3 protein-coding genes are annotated in these 3,362 nt (G+C 74.3%); 2 read left to right on the forward strand and 1 reads right to left on the reverse strand.

The genetic code is table 11. The annotated features are described in order from the left end of the window. The coding region (locus NBW84_RS23470) for a hypothetical protein (protein ID WP_250287477.1) at positions 1-997 on the reverse strand (997 nt) is incomplete at its 3' end. Positions 998-1,174: 177 nt separating this feature from the next. Here NBW84_RS23470 and hisI point away from each other — a divergent pair. Both hisI and NBW84_RS23480 read left to right on the forward strand, forming a co-directional pair. Further along, entirely contained in the window at positions 1,175-1,723 is a 549-nt protein-coding gene (hisI, locus tag NBW84_RS23475; protein ID WP_250287480.1) for a phosphoribosyl-AMP cyclohydrolase, read from the forward strand. After that, positions 1,720-3,225: an anthranilate synthase component I gene (locus NBW84_RS23480; protein ID WP_250287482.1), complete on the forward strand. Its 1,506-nt coding sequence runs from the start codon at positions 1,720-1,722 to the stop codon at positions 3,223-3,225. Before hisI ends, NBW84_RS23480 begins: the two co-directional genes overlap by 4 nt. Positions 3,226-3,362: the final 137 nt, after the last annotated feature.

The raw sequence follows: 3,362 nt of genomic DNA on the forward strand, positions 1-3,362 counted from the left end.
GCACCGGCGGGCCGGGCACCCCGCCCGGGGCCGCGCCGCCCGGCGCCGTGTCGTCCCGTGCCCGGCCGGACTCGCCGTAGCCCAGGCGCTGGGCGACCCGCGTCGCGTCCAGGTCGAACAGCGCGCCGTTGCCCCGGGCGATCAGCGCCAGGCTCTCGTCGCCCCAGGCGCGAAGGCCGAGGCTGCGCGCCTGGGCGACGAGCGTCATCGGCTGGAAGGCGTCGTCGCGTCCGTCGCGCAGCGTCGACCGTTCGGCGGCGAAGGCACTGAGCGTGTAGCCGAGCACGCCGGCGACCAGCGCGGCCGCGGCGACCAGCGGCAGGTTCAGCACGCGGTTCGTGCGGCGGTACAGCAGCACCTGCACGGCGGCCAGGCCGGCCAGGCTCGCCAGCCCGGCGAGGGTGACCAGGACCGGATGATGCCAGGATGTGGCCTGGTCGTAGGAGGCGTCGATCCGCCTGGCGTCGACGGCGGCCAGCGTGTCGGCGGCCGGCAGGATCGTGTACTGCATCAGCGTGGACGCCTGCCGGAGGTAGGCCGCGCCGACGACGTTGCCGAACCGGTTGTTGGCACGGGCCCGTTCCACCAGGCCGGTGTAGGCCGGAATCTCGCGGGCGAGGGTGGCCAGCGGCTCCCGCGCCTCGGGTGGTCCGCCGGCATGGGCCAGGTCGACGACGCGGCGGGCGGCGGACGCCACCGACTCCTCGTAGACCCGGCGCTGCTCGACGGGTTCGACGCCGCCGGCCAGGAAGGCACGGGCGACCGTGGCGTCCGCGACCGACAGGTCGGCGTGGATGCGTTGCGCGGCGGCGAACGACGGCCCGGCATCGTTCCTGACGGTGTCGACCGCGTCGGCGCGGGACAGCCCGGTGCCGAACGTGGCCAGCCAGAACAGCAGCGTCGTGCCGAGCAGGCCCGCCGACAGCAGGCGGAGCAGGCCAGGCGTGGTGGCCGTCCGCGCCCGAAGGCCCGCGACAGCTCGTCCAACCGGGGTCACACAGTGATCGTAGTGTCACCATGGCGCTGCCGTGCCGAACTGGCAACTACCGGACGGATACTGGACGAACAGGTGCGCCCGGCTCCGCCCGTCCCACCGGCGTGCCGCGCTGGCACGGCTCATCGGCTATGCGGCTCATTGGGCATGCGAGGCCGTCGGGCGCGGCACAATGGGCACATGCCCGCCCCACCCCCCCGCCTGGACCCCGCGATCGCCGGCCGGCTCAAACGTGACGCCGCCGGCCTGTTCCCGGCGGTCGCCCAGCAGTACGACACCGGCGAGGTGCTGATGGTCGGCTGGATGGACGACGAGGCCCTGCACCGGACGCTGACCACCGGGCGGGCCACCTACTGGAGCCGCGGCCGCCGCGAGTACTGGGTCAAGGGTGACACCAGCGGCCACCTGCAACTGGTCCGCTCGGTGTCGCTGGACTGCGACGGGGACACCGTCCTGGTCCAGGTCGACCAGGTGGGGCCGGCCTGCCACACCGGCAGCCGGAGCTGTTTCGACGGCCGGCGGCTACCAGCCGTCATCATCGACCACGTACGGGCCGGTATCGATCACGTACAGGCCGGCATTGACCACGCACGGGCCGGCATCGGCCACGTACAGGCCAGCATGGACGAACCGCGGGCCGGCGCCGGTCCGGCACGCGACGGCGACGCCCGGCGGGTGGACGCCCGGCGGGTGGACGCCGCCGAACCCGTGAGAGGAGCCCGGTCGTGACCACAGGGGAGATCAGCCCCGGCCGTTCGCGGTTCCATGAGCTGGCCGCCGAGTACCCGGTGGTCGCGGTGACCCGCCGCCTGCTCGCCGACGGCGAGACCCCGGTCGGGATCTACCGCAAGCTCGCCGGCGGCCCGGGCACGTTCCTGCTGGAGTCCGCCGAGAACAGCGAGACGTGGTCGAGGTACTCGTTCGTGGGCGTCCGGGCCGCGGCCACCCTCACCGAACGTGACGGGTCGGCGGTCTGGGAGGCGGGTGACCCGCCGCCGGGGCTGCCCACCGGCGGCGACCCGCTGGAGATCCTGCGGGCGGCGCGGACGGCGTTGCGCGCCCCCCGGCCGCCCGGCGCCCCACCGCTGACCGGCGGGCTGGTGGGCTACCTGTCGTACGACATCGTCCGGCGGGTGGAACGGCTGCCCTCGACCGCCGTGGACGACCTGGGCATGGCCGAGCTGCGCATGATGCTCACGGCCGACCTGGCCGTCTTCGACCACTGGGACAGCTCCTGCCTGCTGATCGCCAACGTGTTCACCCGCGGCGGCGGCCTCGACGCGGCCTACGACGACGCCCTGCAGCGGCTCGAGGTCATGACGGCCGGCCTGTGCAAGTCGACCGAGCCAACCGTGGCCAGCACCGGCGTGCCGGCGGAGCTGTCGATCGCGGACTTCGTCTCGGCGACCCCACCGGAGCGTTTCGAGGCGTCCGTCGAGGCCGCCATCGAGGAGATCCGGGCCGGCGAGTGCTTCCAGATCGTGGTCTCCCAGCGCTTCGAGCGACCGACGACGGCCGCCGCCCTGGACATCTACCGGGTGCTGCGGGCGTCCAACCCGAGCCCGTACATGTACCTGCTGCGCTTCGACGACCACGATGTGATCGGCTCCTCGCCGGAGGCGCACGTGACGGTGACGGGACGCCGCGCCCTGCTGCACCCGATCGCCGGCAGCCGGCCCCGCGGCGCCACCCCGGAGGCGGACGCCGAGCTCGCCGCGCAGCTGCTCGCCGACCCCAAGGAGCGGTCCGAGCACGTGATGCTTGTCGACCTGGTCCGCAACGACCTGGGCCGGGTCTGCACGCCGGGGTCGGTGCGGGTGGTCGAGTTCGCCGCCGTCGAGCGGTTCTCGCAGATCATGCACATCGTCTCGACGGTGACCGGCGAGGTCGCGGCGGACCGTTCGGCCGTGGACGTCCTCACGGCGACCTTCCCCGCCGGCACCCTCACCGGCGCGCCGAAGGTGCGCGCGATGGAGATCATCGATGGGCTCGAGCCCACCCGCCGGGGCCTGTACGGGGGCGTGGTCGGCTACCTGGACTTCGGCGGTGACCTGGACACCGCGATCGCCATCCGCACCGCCGTGCTGCGTGACGGTGTCGCCTACGTGCAGGCCGGCGCGGGCATCGTCGCCGACTCCGTCCCCGCGGCCGAGAACGACGAGAGCCGCACCAAGGCGGCGGCGGTGCTGCGGGCGGTCGAGATCGCCGAGTCGCTGCGCCCGCCGACATGACCGGGGGCACACCGCGGACACCGTTCGTGGCCGCCGGTGGGCGCCGCGACGACGACACCCGCGCGGCCGACGACACCCGCGCGGCCAGCGGGGGAGGGACGGGCCGGGCGGACGTGCCCGGGCCGTCCGCCGGCACC

It is taken from the genome of Protofrankia sp. CiP1_Cm_nod2 (genome assembly GCF_920664355.1).
GTDB lineage: Bacteria > Actinomycetota > Actinomycetes > Frankiales > Frankiaceae > Protofrankia.